Origin of the sequence: Paraburkholderia silviterrae (genome assembly GCF_004353915.1) — a bacterium.
Lineage (GTDB): Bacteria > Pseudomonadota > Gammaproteobacteria > Burkholderiales > Burkholderiaceae > Paraburkholderia > Paraburkholderia silviterrae.
Map to the genome: position 1 here is coordinate 162,462 of NZ_SMRP01000005.1, position 19,097 is coordinate 181,558.

The 19,097-nt window shown below is 64.5% G+C and carries 18 protein-coding genes and 1 pseudogene; 8 read left to right on the forward strand and 11 right to left on the reverse strand.

The window, feature by feature from the left end:
• Nucleotides 1-158: 158 nt before the first annotated feature.
• Nucleotides 159-857, forward strand: a complete 699-nt coding sequence (locus tag EYW47_RS13020) for a Bax inhibitor-1/YccA family protein (RefSeq protein ID WP_133195251.1) — start codon at nt 159-161, stop codon at nt 855-857.
• Nucleotides 858-985: 128 nt separating this feature from the next.
• Here EYW47_RS13020 and EYW47_RS13025 read toward each other — a convergent pair whose 3' ends face one another.
• The 10 genes from EYW47_RS13025 to EYW47_RS13070 form a co-directional block, all read right to left on the reverse strand.
• Complete coding sequence (locus EYW47_RS13025) at nt 986-1,759, reverse strand: MBL fold metallo-hydrolase (protein ID WP_133195252.1); 774 nt, start codon at nt 1,757-1,759, stop codon at nt 986-988.
• A 7-nt stretch (nt 1,760-1,766) separates the two neighbouring features.
• Entirely contained in the window at nt 1,767-2,906 is a 1,140-nt protein-coding gene (gene bamC, locus EYW47_RS13030) for an outer membrane protein assembly factor BamC (RefSeq protein WP_133195253.1), read from the reverse strand.
• Nucleotides 2,907-3,052: 146 nt separating this feature from the next.
• Nucleotides 3,053-3,958, reverse strand: a complete 906-nt coding sequence (gene dapA, locus EYW47_RS13035; RefSeq protein ID WP_133195254.1) for a 4-hydroxy-tetrahydrodipicolinate synthase — start codon at nt 3,956-3,958, stop codon at nt 3,053-3,055.
• Between the two features lie 44 nt (nt 3,959-4,002).
• Complete coding sequence (locus EYW47_RS13040) at nt 4,003-4,740, reverse strand: class I SAM-dependent methyltransferase (protein WP_240763666.1); 738 nt, start codon at nt 4,738-4,740, stop codon at nt 4,003-4,005.
• A 14-nt stretch (nt 4,741-4,754) separates the two neighbouring features.
• Nucleotides 4,755-5,957 carry a tryptophan--tRNA ligase gene (locus EYW47_RS13045; protein ID WP_133195255.1) on the reverse strand — a complete coding sequence of 401 codons (1,203 nt, stop codon included), beginning with the start codon at nt 5,955-5,957 and terminating at the stop codon, nt 4,755-4,757.
• A gap of 4 nt (nt 5,958-5,961) precedes the next feature.
• Entirely contained in the window at nt 5,962-6,627 is a 666-nt protein-coding gene (locus tag EYW47_RS13050) for a site-2 protease family protein (protein WP_133195256.1), read from the reverse strand.
• Nucleotides 6,628-6,718: 91 nt separating this feature from the next.
• Nucleotides 6,719-7,354, reverse strand: coding sequence for an L-threonylcarbamoyladenylate synthase (locus EYW47_RS13055; protein ID WP_133195257.1), 636 nt, complete (start codon nt 7,352-7,354; stop codon nt 6,719-6,721).
• Between the two features lie 163 nt (nt 7,355-7,517).
• Nucleotides 7,518-8,348 (reverse strand): 3',5'-nucleoside bisphosphate phosphatase, encoded by an 831-nt coding sequence (locus EYW47_RS13060; protein WP_133195258.1) that lies wholly within the window; start codon nt 8,346-8,348, stop codon nt 7,518-7,520.
• Nucleotides 8,349-8,451: 103 nt separating this feature from the next.
• Entirely contained in the window at nt 8,452-9,360 is a 909-nt protein-coding gene (locus tag EYW47_RS13065; RefSeq protein ID WP_133195259.1) for an alpha/beta fold hydrolase, read from the reverse strand.
• 85 nt (nt 9,361-9,445) lie between these two features.
• Nucleotides 9,446-10,390, reverse strand: coding sequence for a ferritin-like domain-containing protein (locus EYW47_RS13070; protein WP_133195260.1), 945 nt, complete (start codon nt 10,388-10,390; stop codon nt 9,446-9,448).
• 214 nt (nt 10,391-10,604) lie between these two features.
• On the opposite strand from EYW47_RS13070, the gene EYW47_RS13075 reads away from it, so the two are divergent.
• Complete coding sequence (locus tag EYW47_RS13075; protein ID WP_133195261.1) at nt 10,605-11,129, forward strand: gamma carbonic anhydrase family protein; 525 nt, start codon at nt 10,605-10,607, stop codon at nt 11,127-11,129.
• A gap of 66 nt (nt 11,130-11,195) precedes the next feature.
• On the forward strand, nt 11,196-12,158 hold the full coding sequence (gene hslO / locus EYW47_RS13080) for an Hsp33 family molecular chaperone HslO (protein ID WP_133195444.1): 963 nt from the start codon (nt 11,196-11,198) through the stop codon (nt 12,156-12,158).
• A gap of 41 nt (nt 12,159-12,199) precedes the next feature.
• On the opposite strand, the pseudogene EYW47_RS41780 reads toward hslO, so the two are convergent.
• Nucleotides 12,200-12,352: pseudogene (locus EYW47_RS41780) on the reverse strand (IS5/IS1182 family transposase); the annotation flags it as partial.
• A gap of 388 nt (nt 12,353-12,740) precedes the next feature.
• Here EYW47_RS41780 and EYW47_RS13085 point away from each other — a divergent pair.
• From EYW47_RS13085 to EYW47_RS13105, 5 genes are read left to right on the forward strand one after another with little or no spacing between them, the layout of a single operon-like run.
• Entirely contained in the window at nt 12,741-13,976 is a 1,236-nt protein-coding gene (locus EYW47_RS13085; protein WP_133195262.1) for an MFS transporter, read from the forward strand.
• Nucleotides 13,976-15,655, forward strand: a complete 1,680-nt coding sequence (gene fdrA, locus EYW47_RS13090; RefSeq protein ID WP_133195263.1) for an acyl-CoA synthetase FdrA — start codon at nt 13,976-13,978, stop codon at nt 15,653-15,655. The genes EYW47_RS13085 and fdrA overlap by 1 nt, the downstream gene beginning before the upstream one ends.
• 30 nt (nt 15,656-15,685) lie before the next feature.
• Nucleotides 15,686-16,957, forward strand: a complete 1,272-nt coding sequence (locus EYW47_RS13095) for a YlbE family protein (protein WP_133195264.1) — start codon at nt 15,686-15,688, stop codon at nt 16,955-16,957.
• Between the two features lie 25 nt (nt 16,958-16,982).
• A complete protein-coding gene (locus tag EYW47_RS13100; RefSeq protein WP_133195265.1) occupies nt 16,983-17,819 on the forward strand; it encodes an oxamate carbamoyltransferase subunit AllH family protein in 837 nt (278 codons plus the stop codon).
• 1 nt (nt 17,820) lies between these two features.
• Nucleotides 17,821-19,092 carry an MFS transporter gene (locus EYW47_RS13105; RefSeq protein WP_133195266.1) on the forward strand — a complete coding sequence of 424 codons (1,272 nt, stop codon included), beginning with the start codon at nt 17,821-17,823 and terminating at the stop codon, nt 19,090-19,092.
• The last annotated feature ends 5 nt before the right edge of the window (nt 19,093-19,097 follow it).

Consider the following 19,097-nt stretch of genomic DNA (forward strand, 5'->3'; position numbering starts at 1 on the left):
TTTTCAGTACCAATTAAGCATGGGAGGCTACGCTCTCAAACGTAGCGAAACTGTGTGGCGCCCCGTTGAAACTCTGGGACGCCGCGCATATCTTAAGAGGGAGCGGATCGCGCAAGCGCCGCGCACCGCCTGCCACGCGTCTCACGCAAGGAGAAAGCATGAACGAGTACCCCTACAACTTCGGTCGCGGCGGCACTGTCGTCTCCGCCGAGACTCGCAACCGCGTACTGCGCAACACCTACTGGCTGCTCGCGCTGTCGATGGTGCCGACGGTGCTCGGCGCGTGGGTGGGCGTCACCACGGGCTTCTCGCTGTTTGCCGCCACCAGCCCCACGATGAGCCTGCTCGCGTTCTTCGCGATCGCTTTCGGTTTCATCTTCGCCATCGAGCGCACCAAGAACAGTTCGCTCGGCGTGTTCGTGCTGCTGGGCTTCACGTTCTTCATGGGCCTGATGCTCTCGCGGCTGCTGGCGTTCATTCTCGGTTTCTCGAACGGCGCGTCGCTGATCATGCTGGCGTTCGGCGGCACCGGCATCATCTTCGCCACCATGGCGACCGTCGCCACTGTCAGCAAGCGCGACTTCTCCGGGCTCGGCAAGTGGCTGTTCATGGGTGTGATCGTGATCCTGCTCGCAGGCATTGCGAACATGTTCCTGCAACTGCCCGCGCTGATGCTCACGGTGTCCGTGCTGGCCATCGCGATCTTCTCGGCCTATATGCTGTTCGACGTCCAGCGCGTCGTGAACGGCGGCGAGACCAACTACATCACGGCTACGCTCGCGATCTACCTGGACCTCTACAACGTATTCACGAACCTGCTCGCAATCCTCGGCATTTTCGGCGGCAATCGTAACTAAGCTCCGCAGGGCCGGCCGGACCTGTTCCGGCCCTCGCCCACAAGCAAAAAGCCCATGACTCGCGTCATGGGCTTTTTTTCGTCCGCGGCGCATCGCCCGCCACGCAACGCAGACCGCTTATTGTGGGCTTAGAGGGCGAGCCAGTCGAAGCCTTCGCCTTGCGTGGCGACTCCGATTTCAGTGGCCGCGTTGCCGAGCACGGCCGCCATGGCTGCGCGCGCGAGTTCCGGCGTGTTGTTTTGCTGGCTCAGGTGCGCCGCAACTAGATGCCGCAACTTCGAGCGATCGAGCGCCGCGAGAATGCCGCCCGCCGCCTCGTTGTTCAAGTGGCCATGCGAGCCGCCAATGCGTGCCTTGAGCGACGCCGGATAACGGCTCGCCGCAAGCATCCCGACGTCGTGATTGCATTCGAGCACGAGCGCGTCGCAGCCGCTCAGGACGGCGTTGATGTGCGGCGTCGACTCGCCGACGTCGGTCAGCACGCCAAGCCGGTTCGCGCCGTCACTGAAGACGAATTGCAACGGCTCGCGTGCATCGTGCGGCACGGTGTAAGGCAGCACGCCAAGCGCGCCAATTTCGACCACCTCGTCGCCCCAGAGAACGTTGAACTCGACGCCCGCGTCGTCGGCGCCCACTGCCTGCGCCGTGCCCCAACTCATGTAGAGCGGAATCGACCAGCGGCGCGCCAGTGTCAGCGCGCTGCCGATATGGTCGCTGTGTTCGTGGGTGATGAGAATTGCGCTGAGCGTGTCGGCGGCAAGGCCCACCCGGGCGAGCCGCCGCTCGACTTCTTTCGCGGAGAATCCGCAGTCGAGCAGCACGCGCGTGGGCGTCGCGCCGCCATCTGCTTCCACGACCAGTGCATTGCCCTCGCTGCCGCTGCCGAGGCTCGCAAAGCGCACAGCGCGTTCAGTTCAACTGGGCGTGCAGCGCGGTGACGATGCGCTGCGCGTCCGACGAGGTATCCACCTGTCCGTTCGGGTTGAGCACCGCCACCTGGGTCGAGTTGCCGCTCGAACGCACCGAAATCATGATCTCCGGCCCCTGATCCTTTGCCGCCTTCTTCGGGTTGTAGAACAGCTTGCCGAGCAGGCCGTCGCCCTTGAGTTCCTGCATGGAATCGGCGTAGCGCACGTAGTAGATGCCCTTCTCGCGGTCACGGTTGTCGACCGTGAAATTGGTGCGGTCGAGCGCGAGGCCCACGCGCAGCCATGCCGTGTCGAACGCCTCGGGCAAATCGAGCGTCGTGCCGTCGGTGCCGGCCACAACCTTGGCCGCGGAGGACGACGGACGCGCATCGGTCAGCAGTTGCTTGGCCTGCGCGTCGGTCAGGCCGAACTTCTGCATGACCTTGTCGAGGAACGCTGCCTCAAGGGCAGGATCGCGCGGGCGCTCAACCCACTTCGACGAGGTCTTGTCCTGGCCGGTCAACATTTCTTCCATCGCGCTGTGCGTGATCGAAATGTCGGTCTGGCCGTTGGTGCCGCGCGTAACCAGCGTGCGGAACTTGTCGCGCGTGCCCGACGAGTACGCAAAATCGACCACGCGGCCGATCGTGCGGCGGAACCAGTCGTCCGGAATATTGGCGCGGTTTTCGGCCCAGTCCGTGGTCATGATGCCCGTGGACGGCGAGTCGGTCGTGAGCGTGAAACCGTTGTCGGTCCAGAATTCCTGCAGTTGCGGCCAGACGTCGTCGGGCGAGCGGCCGTCGATCACGAGCCAGCGGCGGTCGCCGTCGCGCTCGACGTGCATGCCAAGCGGATCCTGCGCATTCGGCACACCGAGCGTGGCGTTGCCCGCGCTCGTGACGCTGCGCTGCGCAGCACCGCCCAGCGCCACCGTGGGCGGCGGCGCGATGTACTTCTGGTCGGTCGGCACCGCCGACAGGTCCTGCGGCACCGCCAATGCCGGCGCGCTTGCCGTCTCTTTGTAGTTGACGCGATCCGACGCGAACATGTCGTTCAGCGACTCACAACCTGCGAGCGATCCGAGTGCGAGCGCCAGCACCGCCATGCGGGTTGCGTGGAGGGAAAGAACGGGATGTTTCATGTGGACCTTCGTAATACGGGAACGCCAAGCCTTGACCTGGACATGCCAGGAAATCTGTCGTCGATTGTGTCGTCGATTTGGGCGCGTGGCTCGTGGCGGCGTCGGTTGAAAATACGGCGTTCTCGGCTGGATCGGGCTTGAGCCGATCAGCCGATCAGGCCAGCTTCGCGCAGCGCCGTGCGCACCACGTCGTGGTAGCGCGCGTCGAGCGGCGTGAGCGGCAGACGGATGCCGCCCTCAATGCGGCCGAGTTCCTGCAGTGCCCACTTCACCGGAATCGGGTTCGATTCGATGAACAGATTCTTGTGCAGCGACAACAGCTTCAAGTGAATCGCGCGCGCGGTTTTCGCGTCGCCTTCGAGCGCGGCGCGGCACAGCTCGCTCATCTGGCGCGGCGCGACGTTCGCGGTCACCGAAATATTGCCGTGGCCGCCCAGCAGCATCAGCGCGATCGCGGTGGGATCGTCGCCGCTGAAGATCTTGAAGCCTTCCGGCGCGTGCTTGATCAGATGCGCGGCGCGGTCGATGTTGCCCGTGGCTTCCTTCACGCCGACGATGCCCGGCACCTGCGCGAGGCGCAGGATCGTCTCGTTCGACATGTCCGCGACCGTGCGGCCCGGCACGTTGTAGAGCATAACAGGCAGGTCCACCGCTTCCGCGATCGTCGCGAAATGGCGGTACATGCCTTCCTGGGTCGGCTTGTTGTAATAGGGCACGACCTGGAGCGATGCCTGCGCGCCGACACTCTTCGCGTGTTTCGTGAGCTCGATCGCCTCGGCCGTGGAATTGCCGCCGGCGCCGGCGATGATTGGCATACGGCCCGCGGCGTGCTCAACCGCCGTCTTGACCATCAGGATGTGCTCTTCGACGTCCAGCGTGGCGGACTCGCCGCTCGTGCCGACGACGACGATTGCATCCGTCCCCTCTTCCACGTGCCAGTCGATCAGTTTGCGAAATGCCGGCAGATCGAGGCTGCCGTCTTCGTGCATGGGGGTGACGATCGCGGGAATGCTGCCGCGCAACGTAATGCCGTGCTGGGTGCCGTTAGCCATGAAACTTCAAAAGAATGAGTACGTTAAACCGCGATTGTAGCGGATTAGCTGGTCAGATCGTAACGCACCAGGGGTAGTACCTGAGGCGCCGCGCTGTTACCGGTTCTTTCCACCGTATCCGCGCCGTTCTGACGGGCAAAATTTTCCGCCGATGGTGAGTGTGCCGGGCGCATCTCGCGCACCGCACAGATGCGCTGGACGAACGCCTCCCGGGGTTGCGGGAGAAATCCGTCCTGGTAAGCGATCACGCGCAGCGCAGGCGTGCAGGCCGCCAGCAACTCGCCCGGCGCCAGCAGGAATGCCGGGTTCGAAGGTTTGCCGACAGTCTCGTTGCCTTGCGCGAAAGTTTCGTAGATCAGCACGCCGCCCGGCGCGAGCGCGTCGATGAGACGCGGCATGAGCGGACGATACAGATAATTCGTGACGATAATTCCCGCAAAACGCGCATCGTCCGGGAGCGGCCAGGGCGCGCCTTCGAGGTCGCACTCGAGCGTCGCGATGCCGGCCACGTCGCGCATCGTCGCGAGCGCGGCGGCGTCGCGGTCGAGCGCCGCAACCGGATGGCCACGGGCCGCAAACCAGCGCGCATGACGCCCCGCCCCCGAGGCGACGTCGAGCACCGTGCCGCCCGGCGCGATCAGGTGCGCCCACTGGCGCACCCAGCCGGACGGCTCGGAGAGCCCCGCATGCGTCACTCCGGGGCTCGCCAGCCCGGAATGCAGCCCCTGATGGGCCAGCCCCTTGGGCGCTAGCGGCGCGCCGCCGCCGGAGGTGGGCGTCATCGCGAGTGCCTGCCTTAGTTGTACGAGAGGCCCATCGCCTCACGCACGTCGCGCATGGTCTCGTTGGCGAACTTGCGCGCCTTGTCGCAACCATCGGCCACGATCGCGCGCAACAGTGACGGATCGTCCATGTACTTCTGCGCGCGCTCGAGCATCGGCTGCTGCTCGCGCAGAATGCCTTCGATCACCGGCTGCTTGCACTCGAGGCAACCGATGCCAGCCGTGCGGCAACCCTTCTGCACCCATTCGTGCGTCGCTTCGTCGGTGTAGACCTGATGCAGCTGCCACACCGGGCACTTGTCCGGATCGCCCGGATCGGTGCGCCGCACGCGCGCCGGGTCGGTCGGCATGGTGCGGACCTTCTTCGTGATCGACTCGGCGTCCTCGCGAAGCCCGATCGTGTTGCCGTAGGACTTCGACATCTTCTGGCCGTCGAGGCCCGGCATGCGCGAGGCCTCGGTCAGCAGCACCTGCGGCTCCGGCAGGATGATCTTGCGCGAGCCTTCGAGGTACCCGAACAGGCGCTCGCGGTCGCTCATCGACAGGCTCTGCGACTCGGACAGCATGGCGCGCGCCTGCTCGAGCGCCTCTTCATTGCCTTCCTGCTGATAGGCGTTGCGCAGCTCGTGATAGAGCTTCGAGCGCTTGCCGCCGAGCTTCTTCGCGGCCTCGTTGGCTTTCTCTTCGAAGCCCGGCTCGCGGCCATACATGTAGTTGAAGCGCCGCGCCATTTCGCGCGCCATCTCGACGTGCGGCACCTGGTCCTCGCCCACCGGCACGAGCGAGGCGCGGTACAGCAGGATGTCGGCGGCCATGAGCACGGGATAGCCGAGGAAGCCGTAGGTGCCGAGATCCTTGTCGCGCAGCTTCTCGATCTGCTCCTTGTAGGTGGGCACGCGCTCGAGCCAGGACAGCGGCGTGCTCATGCCGAGCAGCAGCGCGAGCTCTGCGTGCTCGGGCACGCGGCTCTGGATGAACAGCGTCGACTGATTCGGGTCGATGCCGGAAGCCAGCCAGTCGATCAGCACGTCCCACACGTTCTTCTCGATCACCTCAGGCGTTTCGTAGTGCGTCGTGAGCGCGTGCCAGTCGACCACGCAGAAGAAACACGGGTACTCGGACTGAAGCCGCACCCAGTTTTTCAGCACACCGTGATAGTGGCCGAGGTGCAGCGACCCGGTGGGCCGCATGCCGGAGAAGATACGGTCTGGGAACATGATGTTATGAAAAGAGCGATACAAGGGGAGTAAGGATAGCCGTCACCGCGTCGTAGCCGAGAGACACGAGCGGACGCAGCCAGAAGCGCGTAAAGACGCCGCTCACGAGGAGCGCCATCACGATGATGAAACCATAGGGCTCGAGGCGCGAGAGCGCAATGCTCGCGCGCGTGGGCAAGAGCGCTGCAAGCACGCGGCCACCGTCGAGCGGCGGCAACGGAAAGAGGTTCAACACGCCGAGCACCAGATTCACGCCGATGCCGGCGGCAGCCATGCGCGTGAAGAACGGCTCCTGAACGCCGGACACCGCCAGCGCCACGCCGAACACACCCCACACGATCGACTGCACGAAGTTGCAGGCCGGCCCGGCCGCGGCAACCCACAGCGTGCCCCAGCGCGGATTGCGCAGGTTGCCGAACGAAATCGGCACCGGCTTGGCGTAGCCGAACACGAAGGCGCCGCTCGTCAGGAAATAGAGAATGAGCGGCATGGCGATCGTGCCGACCGGATCGATATGGCGCATCGGATTCAGCGACACGCGGCCCAGCACGTAGGCGGTGTTGTCGCCGAGCAGGCGCGCAACGTATCCGTGGGCGGCTTCGTGCAGCGTGATCGCGAAGATCACGGGCAAGGCGTAGACGACGAGCGTCTGAATGATGTTGTCTTCCATGGCGCCGTATTGTAACAACGCGCTGTCTATGCGGAACCGACGCGCGAAACCGATGCGACGGCGTATGTGAGAACTGCGCCCACCGCGCGCATCAGGCCGGCTCCTCGAGCCCGAACGGCGCCAGGTCGCCCAGCCCCGCGCGCACGAGCACGGGCTCCTCGCCCGTGAGATCGATGACGCTCGACGACTCGCGCGGGCACGCTCCGCCGTCGATCACGAGATCGAGCTGCTTCTCGAGGCGCTCGCGGATTTCGTCGGGGTCGTTGAGCGCCTCGGTGTCGGGGGGCAGAATCAGCGTCGAGGCGAGCAGCGGCTCGCCCAACTCCTCGAGGATCGCGAGCGGAATCGCGTGACCCGGCACGCGCAGCCCGATGGTCTTGCGCGAGGGATGCGAGAGCCGCCGCGGCACTTCCTTCGTCGCTTCCAGCACGAACACGTAGGGTCCCGGCGTCACCGACTTGATGAGCCGGTACTGGCGGTTGTCCACCATCGCGAAATTCGCAAGCTCGGAGAGATCGCGCACCATCAGCGAGAGCAGCGCCTTGTCGTTGAGGCCGCGGATGCGCCGCAGACGCTCGGCGGCCGGCTTGTCGTCGATGCGCGCGGCAAGCGCGTAGCTCGAATCGGTGGGCAGCGCGATCACGCCGCCATCGCGGATGATCTGCACGGCCTGCTTGACGAGGCGCGGCTGCGGGTTCTCTGGGTGAAGCCGAAAAAACTGTGACATGGCAGTAATCAGCTGACGATGGCAAGGCGGAACGTGAAGCGCGACGCGAAATTCCGGTGCAACCGCGCGCGCAGCGAGACGAGCAGGACAACGGGGAAACGAAGCGCGGCGGGCCGCACAGTGGCTCAGGAACGGCGGATGTGGGCCACGCGGAGGGCGCGGCCTACAGCCATCGCTCCCAGACAGGCTTGAGACTGGAAGGCAGCGGCGGCAGCGAGCCCGGCATGATCGCATCCGGGCCGGGGGCGTGAAAATCCGAGCCGCGCGACGCCTCGAAGCCGAAGCGGCGGGCGACGGCGGCGTACTCGCCGTACTGGTCGGGCGTATGGCTGCCCGTGACGACTTCGATAGCCTTGCCGCCCAGATCGATGAACTCGCCAAAGAAGGTATCGAATTCGAGCGGCGTGTAGTGGTAGCGGCCGGGGTGTGCGACTACCGCCTCGCCGCCCGCGGCCTTGATCCAGGCAACGGCGTCCGCCAGTTTGGCCCAGCGGTGCGAGACATAGCCGGGCTTGCCCTCGCCCAGGCAGCGCGTGAACGCGTCTTGAGTATTCTGGGCACGCCCCGATTCCACGAGAAAGCGCGCAAAATGCGTGCGCGAAATCAGGTCGGGATTCGAGACATACCGGAGCGCACCTTCGTAGGCGTTCGGGATGCCGAGCGTCTCCAGACGTTCGCCGATCGCCTCGGCGCGCGCGGCGCGGCCGTTGCGCGTGCGCGCGAGCCCGTCGACCAGCGCCTTGCACTCGGGATCGACGTGCAGGCCGACGATGTGTACCGTGCGCGACGCCCACGTGACCGAAATCTCGACGCCGGTGAGATAGCGCATGCCGAGCGCTTCGGCGGCTGCACGCGCCTCACGCTGGCCGCCCAGCTCGTCGTGATCGGTGAGCGCCCACAGCGTCACGCCGCCCGCCTTCGCCAGCTGCGCAACGGCAGCCGGGGCCATCTGGCCGTCGGAGACTGTGGAGTGACAATGGAGATCGGCGTTCATCGCAGGCTTAAAAGGAGTAACAGCCCATTTTACTGCAATGCGACGAAGGCGTCGCAGGCGTCCGGCCGGCCGGGGTCTGGACCGGCGCACAGCGGCGGGAAAGCTAGCCGGCGCAGAACGCCTCGATGAGGTGAGCGACGGCTTCGGGCTGATCGTGATGGACCATGTGGCCCGCGTCGTCGATAAAGCGCTCGCGCCAGTCAGGAAATGCCTCGAAGCGCTTCTTGAACTCGCCGATGGGCACCTTGCCCGCGATGCGCGCGAGCGTCTCCGACTGCCTGGCTTCGACATGCAACACCTTCGCCCGCACGCATGCCCAGACCGCCATGATCTCTTCGAGGCGATACAGCACCGGGTTGACCATCTTGTGTGCGGGGTCACCGAGCAACATATAGCCGCCCTCGCCATGCTGGCCGCTTGCACCATCCACCGGCTTCGACCAGTGCTGAGCGAGAAAGCGGGCACGCGCAGGCACGAGGCGCGGGTTCGTCTTCACGAGCCGCGCGGCCACGTCGTCGAGCGTCGCGTAGGGGCGCAATTGCGGCGGCGTGCGCATTTCGTCGAGCCATTGCCGCACGCGGCCGGGCGCCTGCGCAGACACGGTCGCCGGCATGCCGAAGCCCTCCAGATCGACCACGCGCCGCACGCGCTCGGGCCGCACGCCGGCATAGAAGCACACGACGTTCGCGCCGAGACTGTGTCCGACGAGGTTCACTTCACCTCGAGGCGCGTAATGCTCGAGCAGCGCGTCCAGATCGGCGACGTAATCGTGGAACCAGTAGCTGCCCCCGCCCTGCTGCGCCGCCGGCCAGTCGGACAAGCCGAAGCCGCGCATATCGGGCGCGATCACCTGCCAGTTGCCGCCGAGCGCGTCGACGACGAACTGAAACGAGGCAGCCACGTCCATCCAGCCATGCAGCATGAAGAGCATGGGCGCGTTTTCGGCGCCCCAGCGACGCACGTGCAGGCGGATGCCGTTCACGTCGACGAATTCGGATCGGGAAAGATTCATTGCGCTCGCGCAAAAAAACAAAAAACAAAAAACGAATGATCGTTCGATTATATCGGCACACTCTGACGGATGGGCTAGCGCCCTTTCACTTTTCTTCTGCGTCGCGGCGGGCGGCGGATTCGCTCGCCGCGGCGGCGTCCTGCGCCGCCAGTGTGTCGAGCTCGGCCTGATCGAAGCCCGCCGAGCGGCGCGCCTCGAAATTGAAGGGTCCGCGCATGCGTGGCGCGTTGTACCGCGCGGCGAGCGCGAGCCATGCCGCGTGCGGATCGAAACCGCGCGCCTCGCATAAATAGCGGAACCAGTGATTGCCGATACGCACGTGCCCGACCTCGTCGCGCAGGATGATGTCGAGGATCGTGGCGGACTCGTCGTCGCCGGCCTGCTTCAGGCGCGCGCGGATAGGCGGCGAGGCGTCGAGGCCGCGCGCCTCCAGCACGCGCGGCACGAGCGCCATGCGCGCGAGCACGTCGTCACTGGTGCGCTCGCACATCTCCCAAAGGCCGTTGTGCGCCGGAAAATCGCCGTAGGCATGGCCGTAGTCGGCGAGCCGCTGGCGCAGCAGCGAGAAGTGATACGCCTCCTCTGCCGCGACACGGAGCCAGTCGGCGTAGAAAGCGTCGGGCAGGTTTGCGAAGCGCCACACGGCGTCGAGCGCGAGATTGATCGCGTTGAACTCGATATGCGCCAGCGCATGCAGCAACACCACGCGCCCTTGCGGCGTGCTCATGCTGCGGCGCTGCAGGCTGCGCGGCTCGACCAACTCGGGGCGCGCCGGGCGGCCGGGGAGATCGGCGTGCGCGACGAGCGTGCTTGACGCTTCCCAGTGTGTCACGCCTCGGGACGCTGCATCGAGCACCTGGGCATGGAGCGCGCGCACGGCGTCGGCCTTGGCAAGCGGATCGCGCTCGCTCAGGGCGTCGAGTGCGGCGGCGCGCCAGCCGGCGCGGGCCGGGGCGCAAGGGACACCATGAGCAGAATCGGCAGGATGCCGCGGCACGGAGCCGACGGCTTCGGGAAACACGGAATTCATCGTAAAACAGACAAAAATCGGCAAAAAACTCGAGAATGCGGGGCTCGACGGGCGCCGCAAGCGCTGTCGGGCATAGCAACTCGCCCGATTGCGGAGGCGGAACGAGCGCACGCACGCAACCGTTTACAATACGCGATTCACCCGGCCTGCGCCGCCTGCGCTCTTGAGCGCGTCCGCAGCCGCCCCACAGCAAGATAAAAGGAGACGTAACACCGTGGCCATCTACAAGCTTGGCGAAGCAGCGCCCACCATTCACGAAAGCGTATTCGTCGCGGACAACGCCACCGTCATCGGCAAGGTCGAACTGGCTGAGGATTCGAGCGTCTGGTTCGGCGCAACCCTGCGCGGCGACAACGAGCCGATCAAGGTCGGCCCGCGCAGCAACGTTCAGGAAGGCGCGGTGCTGCACACCGACCCCGGCTACCCGCTCACGCTCGAGGCGAACGTGACGGTCGGGCACCAGGCCATGCTGCACGGCTGCACGGTCAAGGAAGGCGCGCTCATCGGCATTCAGGCCGTGGTCTTGAATGGTGCGGTGATCGGCCGCAACTGTCTGGTTGGTGCGGGCGCCGTTGTCACGGAAGGCAAGGTGTTCCCCGACAACTCGCTCATTCTCGGCGCGCCGGCCAAGGTCGTGCGCGAGCTCACCGAGGCCGACATTGCCGGCCTCAAGCGCAACGCGGACGTCTACGCGCAGCGCCGGGAGTATTTCAAGGCGCAACTCGTGCGCATCGGCTAAAGGCTGCCCGCCTCGCCGCTGCGCTCTACGGGACGCGCCGAAAGGATCGAAATGAAGGAAAAGATTGTGAACGACCAGTTGCAGAAATTCATGTTCAGCGCAGCGCCCGTGCGCGGCGAGATCGTCTCGTTGCGCAATACGTGGCAAGAGGTGCTGACGCGCCGCCAGTACCCGACGCCCGTGCGCACCGTGCTCGGCGAAATGATGGCGGCCTGCGCGCTGCTCTCGGCGAACCTGAAGTTCGACGGCACCCTGATCATGCAGATTCTCGGTGACGGCCCGGTGCGGATGCTGGTCGTGCAGTGCAGCTCGGACCTCTCGATGCGCGCGACCGCGCGGCTCGCGGACGGCATCGAAGCCGAGGAAGTGGCCGTGCTCGCCGAGGGCGTCACGCTCGCCGAGCTCATCAACGTGAGCGGTCAAGGCCGTTGCGTGATCACGCTCGACCCGGCCAATAAACAGCCGGGCCAGCAGCCGTACCAGGGGATCGTGCCGCTGAACGGCGAGGACGGCCCGCTCAAGTCCATCGCGGAAGTGCTCGAGCACTACATGCACCATTCCGAGCAGCTCGACACGCGCCTGTGGCTGGGTGCGAACGACGACCGCGCGGTCGGCATGCTGCTGCAGAAGCTGCCCGGCGACGGCGGCATCGTGCCGCACCCTCACGAACTCGACACCGACACGTGGGAGCGTGTCTGCACGCTTGGCGGCACGCTCACGCGCGAAGAGTTGCTTGAACAGGAGCCCGAAACGCTGTTCCGCCGCCTCTTCTGGCAGGAGAACGTGAATCACTTCGAACCTGTGAGTGCGCGCTTCCTGTGCAGCTGTTCGCGCGAAAAAGTGGGCGCGATGCTCAAGATGCTGGGCCGCGAGGAAGTCGATGGCGTGATCGAGGAGCGCGGCCACGTCGAGATTCACTGCGACTATTGCAATCAGCGCTATGAGTTCGATCCCGTCGATGTGGCGCAACTTTTCGCCACGCCGGGGCTCTCGGAAGCTGTCTCCCCCGCTGCGGACCAGCGCCACTGACCGATTGCGGCCTGCCGGCGCGCAGGCGCACGGCCGCAACACTCGCAGTGCTTCCATGGCTTGCGGTTCCTCTCCAGCCAGGCAAAGCTGGACTCGACGCCCCAGCGCGTTGCGATGACCTTCAAGGTGTGCAATTCGCTGTGGTTGGCGAACTGCACCGTGCCGTGCTCGCCCAGAATGTTGCACACGCCCTGAGTGTCCACGCTCAGGAGCGTCGTGCAAGCGTTGCGCCCCCGTGCGAGACGACTGGCACCACCCTGATTCTTTAAAGACTGCTCCAGCAGGCTCCCTTGCGATTTTCGGCTTCGACCCTTGGTCATGCCGCGCACAGTCACGCATACAAGACAGCACGGCCTGATATTTCGGAATACTTATAAAACATGAAGTGATCACGTTGGAAGCGGTACCCGAGCAGGGCATCCGGGTGTCGATAGACGGAGAGGGACGCGGGTGCGACAACATGTTCCCCGAGCGAGTTTCGCGATGGACCTAGCATAGGTTTTTGCGAAGAGGAACCAAGCTCACGGGGCAATAAGAGCCAAAACGAGCTCAGGCTTGGCAGACCTCAAAAAAGGAAAATCAATGAGTACTCCCAAGATAGTCTCGACAGAGAATGTCGCGACGCAGAAACAGCCAACCCGCTGGTGGGTTGTCGCCCTGATGTTCTTCTTCGGCTGGATGTTCATCTACGCCGACCGCACGATCCTCAACCCGGTCATGAGCAGCATCGGCCAAACCTTCGGCCTCGATAAAGCTGGCCTCGGCCTGCTGAGCTCCGTCTTCTTCCTGACTTACGCAATCGTGCAGATTCCCTCGGGAATGCTCGGCGACCGCTTCGGCCGGCTGAAATTCATCATTCTCGGTTTTGTGATCTTCGGCACTTTCACCGGGCTGACCGGCGTCATGGGCGGTGTTGGCTTTCTCTTCATCATGCGCGCGATGGTCGGTTTTGGTCAGGGCTTCTATTACGGGCCGCAGTACTCGCTCTCGGGCGAGATGCTCCCCGAGAAATACCGCACTCTCGGCTCGGCCATCATCAACTCGGGGCAGGCCTTCGGCATCTCGCTCGGCATGATCGGTTCGTCGTTCATCGCCTTCGACATGGGCCTCGGCTGGCAAGGACCGTTCTGGTTCTTCGCGATTCCGACGGTCATTGTCGGCGTGCTCATGTTCCTCTTGATTCGCGAACCGAAGAAGGTTGCGAGCGCGGCGTCGAGCGAGCCAAAGCCCTCGATTCTCTCGCTGTTCAAGAACCGCAACCTCGTGATGACTTTCATCATGGTGTTCTGCTCGCTCTACGGCTTCTTCGTCATGATCACCTGGTTGCCGACCTACCTCGCCGAAATCTGGCAGGTGCCCAAATCGCAAACAGGCTTCGTCGCCTCACTCACCGCGTGGACCTCAGTACCCGCTGCGCTGCTGATCGCCTGGGTCTCAGACCGTATTGGCAAGCGCAAGCCGCTGCTGATGATCGTCTTTCCCGGCGCCATCGTCTCGATTCTGCTGCTCATGTTCGCGCCGTCGTACCAGGTGGTGATCGTCGCGCTCGTGCTTTACGGTCTGCTCGGCAAGCTCGCCACCGACCCGCTGCTGGTTGCCCTCTGTGGCACGAATTCACCGAAGGCGATCACTGCAACTGCCTTCGGTACCTTCAACTTCATCGGTATGTCGTCGTCGATTCTTGCCCCGTACGTCACGGGTTGGCTCGTTGACACCACCGGTAGCTGGAATACGGGCTTCTACCTCGCGATCGGCCTGCTCGCCATCGCGTTTGTCGCTGCCCTGTTCTTGCGTGAACCGCGAAAGGTTGAAAACTAATGCTACACACGATTATTCGCCCCAACACCTACCAGGACTCGGTAAGCCTCATGCTGCTTTCGAAGCAGCTGAGCGGGCTCGACGAGGTCGAGCGTGTCTCGATCATGATGGGCACCCCGGCCAACAAGGACATCTTCCGTGACACCGGCTTCGGCACGCCCGAGCTTGACCGGGCGGGCGCCGGTGACATGGTCATCGTCGTCGACGCAGACAGTGCTGACGCGGCATCGCTGGTCGACAAGAAAATCACCGACTTCCTGACCAACCAGAAAGCTGCCTCGTCGAGCAACAGCTTCACGACCGTGCGCTCGCTCGGCCGCGCCATGGAGGTCCTGCCCCAGGCCAATCTCGCCCTCGTCTCGATTCCCGGCGAGCAGGCCGCTCCCGAAATCGAGCGCGTGCTCGACGCCGGCATGAACGCCTTCGTGTTCTCGGACAACATCGCGATCGAAGACGAGGTGCGCCTGAAGTCGAAGGCCCGCGACCTCGGCTTGCTGATGATGGGCCCCGACTGCGGAACGGGCAGCTTCGCGGGTCTTCCGCTGGCGTTCACAAACATTGTTCGCCGCGGCTCGATCGGCATTGTCGGTGCCTCGGGTACCGGAACCCAGGAAATCATGGTGCAGATCGATCGCGCCGGCAGCGGCGTAAGCCAGGCCATCGGCCTCGGCGGTCGCGACCTGTCGGAGAAGGTCGGCGCCATCACCTGTCTGCAAGCGCTCGAGGCGCTCGACGCCGACCCGGGCACGAAGGTCATCACCCTCGTTTCGAAGCCGCCCGCACCGAGCGTGCGCGAGAAGGTGCTGGGCCGCTGCCAGCAACTCTCGAAACCCGTTGTGGCGATTCTGCTCGGCGAGCGCGCACCCAAGGCGGTGAACGGCAACATTCACTTCGCCGACACGCTCGAAGACGCCGCCCGCATTGCGGTGTCGCTCGCCGGTCCGGCAGACGTGGTGGTGCCTACGCTCAAGGCCGGCCAGAGCAAGATCACCGGTCTGTTCTGTGGTGGAACCCTCGCCAATGAGGCCGCCCTCATGGTTGCCGCCGAGCTGGGTGTGCCCACCGATGCGGCCCACGTTGACGGCTACATGCTGCACCACGATGGCCATACCATCATCGACCTCGGTGACGACAAGTACACCCAAGGCCGTCCGCACCCGATGATCGACCCGAGCCTGCGCGCGCAGATGATCGAGCAGGCCTTCGACAACGAAGCACTCGCCGTGCTGTTGTTCGACGTGGTGACCGGCTACGGCTCGAACCTCGACCCGGCCGGAGCCATCGCCCCGGCCATCGAGCGAGGCCTGGCCAAGGCTCGCGCCGCAGGCCGCGAAGTCGCCGTTGTCGCAAGCGTATGTGGAACCGAAAACGACCCACAGCCGCGCAGCGGACAAGAAGCCATGCTTCGTAACATCGGCGTGATCGTGCTCGACTCGAACGCCGCCGCCGCCCGCTTCGCGATTGGGATTGCCAAAACTGCGGGCCGCGCAGGCAGCAACACGCGCGTCCCCGAACCCACCCGCCGACTGATCAGCGAGGCGCCGCAGATCGTCAACATCGGTCTGCCGAGCTTTGCAGAAGCCCTCAACTCCGAAGGTGCCAGCGTTGTCCAGTACACCTGGTCGCCGCTTGCGGGCGGCAACACACGGCTGCAAAAGATCCTCGCCGTACTCGGCTAGCACCTGAATGACACAGTGAAAGAGAAAGCCATGACTGTAAAAGAAACCATCGACACCGCTAACGCCGCCGTCATCGAAAAGATCACGAGTGCGCAGCCTTTCCTCATCGACGTCGTTCGCGCCGGTGACGTCATTGCCCCGTTGAACGCCGGCAAAGTGCTGCTGCACGCGGGCCCGCCGATCACCTTCGACCAGATGACCGGCCCCATGCAGGGTTCGTGCGTCGGCGCCGCCCTTTTCGAGGGCTGGGCTGATAACGAAGCGGATGCCCGCCGCATTCTGGCCACCGAGGTCACCTACATGCCGTGCCACTCGGTGCAGGCTGTCGGCCCGATGGGCGGCATCACGAGCGCCGGCATGGCCGTGTTCGTGGTCGAAGAGCGTAACCACGGCAACCACGCCTATTGCACCATGAACGAGGGCATCGGTAAGGTGCTGCGTTTCGGCGCCTACGATTCCGAGGTGGTCGAGCGTCTGCACTGGATGGCCGACGAGCTCGGCCCGGCCATCGCCCGCGCCGTCAAGACCATCGACGGCGGCCTCGCCCTCATGCCGCTGATCGCCCGCGCGATCACGATGGGTGACGAGTTCCACCAGCGCAACATTGCCGCGAGCGCCCTGCTGTTCACGAAGCTCGCTCCGCTGATTGCCGCGCAAGACATTCCTGCTGCGAACAAAAAGCGCATTCTGACCTTCCTCGGCGACACCGACCAGTTCTTCCTGAACGTCATGATGGCCTCGGGTAAAGCCATTATGGATGCCGCCCGCACCATCGAAGAGGGTTCGATCGTCACCGCGATGACCCGCAATGGCCGCAACTTCGGTATTCGCGTTGCGGGTTGCGGCGACCGCTGGTTCGAGGCCCCCGTGAACACCCCGCAGGGTCTGTTCTTCACCGGCTTCACCCAGGACGACGCCAACCCGGACATCGGCGACTCGGCTATCACCGAGGCCTACGGGGTCGGTGGCATGGCCATGATCGCCGCGCCCGGCGTGACCCGTTTCGTTGGCGCCGGTGGCTTTGGTGACGCCCTCGCGACCTCGAACGAAATGCTCGAAATCGTCGACGGCCATAACCCCGGCCTGCCCATTCCGACCTGGAACTTCCAGGGCGCCTGCGTCGGTATCGACGTGCGCAAGGTTGTTGCCACCGGCATCACTCCGGTGATCAACACCGGTATCGCGCACAAGGTTGCCGGTAAGGGACAAGTTGGCGCCGGCACCGTTCGTCCGCCGCTCGCCTGCTTCGAACAGGCGCTTGAAGCTCTCGCCGAGAAGTACGGCGTGAGCGTCGACGACTAACGAAACGACCAGACGGTAGCGAGCGATGTGGATCGGTGTGACGGCGGCGGAGTTGTTGGGCAGTTCGCGCAGCATGACGGTCCACAGCGTTTTCGCTTCGTCGTTCAACTTGATTGCGACCGGCACTCCGTCGGTCGGCAAACCGGTGCGAGCCGAGAGACTCCTCTCTGTTTCGTTCGGCTCGCGTCTTGCCGGATGCCCCTTCGGCATCGAAATCGACAACCCGGTTCGCGCCGAACTTGGCCAACACTGGCGGTGCGACGGCACAACGCTCACGGCTGGCTCCGCGACCATACAGCTGACCGGCCTGCAGCCCGATCCGTGCCGAATCGAACCGCAGCGCGCCACCCCCGACGCACTGAGCGCCCTTCCCGACTCCGCAGCGGCGTTCGCGAACAGCGGACTGGCTGGGCTCGCCCGGCCCAGCGAGATACTGACGCGCCTTGAACGGGTCGCCTCCGGCCTTCGAGCCGGGAGCGACATGGCCAACGACGCACTATGGCTGATGGGACGCGGGCCGGGTCTCACACCGAGCGGCGACGACATGCTCGTCGGGATGCTCGCGGCGCACCGCGCCTGTGCGGGCGGCCCGATACATCCCCTGCTCACCGCCGCCACCAGTCACGTAGACGCGGCAGCAGAGAGCTGGACCGCGCGCACCACTGATGTAGGAGCGGCCTACCTCATCCAGGCAATGCGCGGCCGGTTTTCGAGGCCGCTGATCGCACTCGCACAGGCCCTTCGCGGCACCGCCGCCGAAACCCGAGCGGCCTGCACGCGACTGCGCGATTTCGGGCAGAGCTCCGGGGCCGACACACTTTTAGGCTTTACCGTCTACACCCATTGCCTCCCGGGACTATGACATGACTACGACGAGCACCCACCAGCACAGCAAGCGCTGGCTACTCTCCTGCCTTCTCTTCTTTCTCGGGTGGGTGATGATGTATGCCGACCGCTCGATTCTCTCGCCCGTGCAAGAGCTCGTTCGCCAACAGTTCGGACTCAGCAACGGTGCAGTCGGGCTTATTTCGAGCGTGTTCTTTATCGTCTACGCCATCGCTCAGATTCCTTCAGGAATCCTTGGCGACCGGATGGGGCGCATCAAGCTAATCACGGTCGGATTCGTCATCTTCGGTATCGCGACACTGCTCACCGGCGTCACCGGACTCATGCACCTGTTCGCGCTCTTTCTCATCATGCGCGCGATGGCCGGACTCGGCGAAGGTCTCTATTACGGGCCACAGTTCGCAAAATCGAATGAGATCACGCCCACCCGCTATCGCGCGCTCGGGGCAGCCATCATCAACTCGGGACAGGGCGTCGGCATCGCCGTCGGCATCATGGCCTCGTCGTTCATTGCCTTCGACCTGAAGTTCGGCTGGCCGTGGGCGTTCATCATTTTCGGCGCGCTCACCCTCGTTGTCGGGCTGCTCATCGCGATCGGCATTCCCGATGCGAAACCCGCGCAAGCGCCTGCGAAACTCTCAGCCGAACTGCGCCGCTTCGGCGCGCTGCTCGGCAATCGCACCCTGCTCGGCACCTTCATCATGCTGTTTTGCGGGGTCTACACCTTCTTCGTCATGGTGACATGGTTGCCGACGTATCTGCACACGGCATTCAACATGTCGTTCGGCAAAGCCAGCTCGATCTCGTCGATCGCGTTCTGGCTCGCGGTTCCGGCAGGGATGCTCATGGGTTACTTTTCAGACCGGTTCCGCAACCGCCGGGCATTCGTGATCCTTCTCACCCCGCTGACCATCGTTTCGGTTCTGGTCATGGCCTTCGCGCCGAACGTTCCCACGCTCATCGTGTCCATCGTGCTCTACGGCGTCTTCGGCAAGCTCTCGCTCGATCCCGTCCTCATCAGCATCGTGGCCGACCACGTGCCCGACGCGCAGCGCTCGAGCGCCTACGGGCTCTACAACTGCATCGGCATGATCGCCGCCATTCTGGCTCCCTACGCAACCGGCACCCTGGTCGATATCACGGGCAGCTTCCAAACCGCGTTCATCGTCTCGGTCGTGCTGCTCGCGACCGGCGCCGTCATTTTCTTTTTCACCTACCGTCCACCTGCGTCGCCGCTGTCCTCGAAGGATGCGAATTCCCCGGTCGCGCAGACAACCCACCTCGTTTAGAAAGG

What these genes read in the sequence shown, in the direction of transcription:
- dapA (WP_133195254.1), bottom strand. Translation starts at nt 3,958, where the DNA reads ATGGCTAACGGCACCCAGCACGGCATTACGTTGCGCGGCAGCATTCCC.
- EYW47_RS13085 (WP_133195262.1), top strand. Translation starts at nt 12,741, where the DNA reads ATGAGTACTCCCAAGATAGTCTCGACAGAGAATGTCGCGACGCAGAAA.
- EYW47_RS13095 (WP_133195264.1), top strand. Translation starts at nt 15,686, where the DNA reads ATGACTGTAAAAGAAACCATCGACACCGCTAACGCCGCCGTCATCGAA.
- EYW47_RS13105 (WP_133195266.1), top strand. Translation starts at nt 17,821, where the DNA reads ATGACTACGACGAGCACCCACCAGCACAGCAAGCGCTGGCTACTCTCC.
- EYW47_RS13065 (WP_133195259.1), bottom strand. Translation starts at nt 9,360, where the DNA reads ATGAATCTTTCCCGATCCGAATTCGTCGACGTGAACGGCATCCGCCTG.
- EYW47_RS13060 (WP_133195258.1), bottom strand. Translation starts at nt 8,348, where the DNA reads ATGAACGCCGATCTCCATTGTCACTCCACAGTCTCCGACGGCCAGATG.
- EYW47_RS13050 (WP_133195256.1), bottom strand. Translation starts at nt 6,627, where the DNA reads ATGGAAGACAACATCATTCAGACGCTCGTCGTCTACGCCTTGCCCGTG.
- EYW47_RS13055 (WP_133195257.1), bottom strand. Translation starts at nt 7,354, where the DNA reads ATGTCACAGTTTTTTCGGCTTCACCCAGAGAACCCGCAGCCGCGCCTC.
- bamC (WP_133195253.1), bottom strand. Translation starts at nt 2,906, where the DNA reads ATGAAACATCCCGTTCTTTCCCTCCACGCAACCCGCATGGCGGTGCTG.
- EYW47_RS13045 (WP_133195255.1), bottom strand. Translation starts at nt 5,957, where the DNA reads ATGTTCCCAGACCGTATCTTCTCCGGCATGCGGCCCACCGGGTCGCTG.
- EYW47_RS13020 (WP_133195251.1), top strand. Translation starts at nt 159, where the DNA reads ATGAACGAGTACCCCTACAACTTCGGTCGCGGCGGCACTGTCGTCTCC.
- fdrA (WP_133195263.1), top strand. Translation starts at nt 13,976, where the DNA reads ATGCTACACACGATTATTCGCCCCAACACCTACCAGGACTCGGTAAGC.
- EYW47_RS13040 (WP_240763666.1), bottom strand. Translation starts at nt 4,740, where the DNA reads ATGACGCCCACCTCCGGCGGCGGCGCGCCGCTAGCGCCCAAGGGGCTG.
- EYW47_RS13100 (WP_133195265.1), top strand. Translation starts at nt 16,983, where the DNA reads ATGTGGATCGGTGTGACGGCGGCGGAGTTGTTGGGCAGTTCGCGCAGC.
- EYW47_RS13070 (WP_133195260.1), bottom strand. Translation starts at nt 10,390, where the DNA reads ATGAATTCCGTGTTTCCCGAAGCCGTCGGCTCCGTGCCGCGGCATCCT.